The organism is Streptococcus sp. 79, assembly GCF_013277425.1.
GTDB classification, from domain to species: domain Bacteria; phylum Bacillota; class Bacilli; order Lactobacillales; family Streptococcaceae; genus Streptococcus; species Streptococcus pseudopneumoniae.
Window position 1 is genome coordinate 1 of the sequence record NZ_VMMW01000095.1, and the last position, 979, is coordinate 979.

Genomic DNA, 979 nt, shown 5'->3' on the forward strand with positions numbered 1-979 from the left:
AGAAATATGGTTGGAGTAACCTATCAGGAAATTCATCTCTTTGTTGAGTTTTTGAAAAAGCAGTATGGGCAAGGGCGTCCAGACTATATTGAAGCCCTGAACGACTTAGACGGTATGGCGGAAGTCTCCTATAGAGAAGCTATTGAAAGATTTTTAGACGATGAATTACGATAAACAGGTAGTAATCGAAGGACTGAAACGTACAATTGAGCAAAATGAAGAGAAGATAATCGAGTATTCGAAACCGTGCGATGCACGCAAGAGACGGATTAGAGCGCTGGAGCGCGATTTGTTGAAGAAAAAGAATAAAGAATTGAGGAAAAAAGTGGAGGAGTTGGAAGATGAAATATAAAGTGACAGAATACCATTCAGATTTTCAAGAAGAACAGACTGGCACTTGCGAATTGTGTTTTGGTACAGCGTGGGTTGAAAATGGTTCAATAACGGTTGAAGATGAAAATGGAACTGAAACAGAAATTTATTTAACTGTTTGGGATTGGGGCGATTACGACACAATCTACATTGATAATGTGGTTAATTTCTCAGCTTGGTTGCAAGAAAGGGAAGTTGACCCAATCGTTGAAGAAACCGAACCTTGGTCGTGGTTGCATGAATTGGTAGAAAAATATAATGAGGAGGTGGAGTGATGAGCCTTACGCTAAATAGCACAATTCGAGACTTAGTTTTGGCAATCGGAGAAGTTATCGTGGGTTCTGATGGTAAAACCACTACAGCGATACTGGAGATACCTGATCAAAGCTTTTACTTAGAGATTGAGCTTAAATTGAAGGAGGAGGTCATAGATTGAAACGATTCATAGCAATCTGGATTCTGGTATCTGCTGGACTAAACATCTGGCAGATGGACAGGATTGCAGAACTAGAAAAGAAAAAGCCGATGGTTATCTACAAGGCGGATAACGCAGGCGCTGAGATATTTGGTAAGGTCGTCGAGAAAGGACGACATGGCAAATTATACA

3 protein-coding genes are annotated in these 979 nt (G+C 40.3%); all 3 read left to right on the forward strand.

All coding sequences use genetic code 11. From position 1 onward, the window contains the following. The first annotated feature begins 160 nt into the window (after positions 1-160). Positions 161-352, forward strand: coding sequence for a hypothetical protein (locus tag HT729_RS10635; RefSeq protein ID WP_001105094.1), 192 nt, complete (start codon positions 161-163; stop codon positions 350-352). Beyond that, a complete protein-coding gene (locus tag HT729_RS10640; protein ID WP_023938751.1) occupies positions 342-647 on the forward strand; it encodes a hypothetical protein in 306 nt (101 codons plus the stop codon). Before HT729_RS10635 ends, HT729_RS10640 begins: the two co-directional genes overlap by 11 nt. A 157-nt stretch (positions 648-804) precedes the next feature. Next, positions 805-979 (forward strand): DUF1372 family protein (locus tag HT729_RS10645; protein WP_172932004.1); only part of this gene is annotated, 175 nt, incomplete at its 3' end.

What these genes read in the sequence shown, in the direction of transcription:
- HT729_RS10635 (WP_001105094.1), top strand. Translation starts at nt 161, where the DNA reads ATGAATTACGATAAACAGGTAGTAATCGAAGGACTGAAACGTACAATT.
- HT729_RS10640 (WP_023938751.1), top strand. Translation starts at nt 342, where the DNA reads ATGAAATATAAAGTGACAGAATACCATTCAGATTTTCAAGAAGAACAG.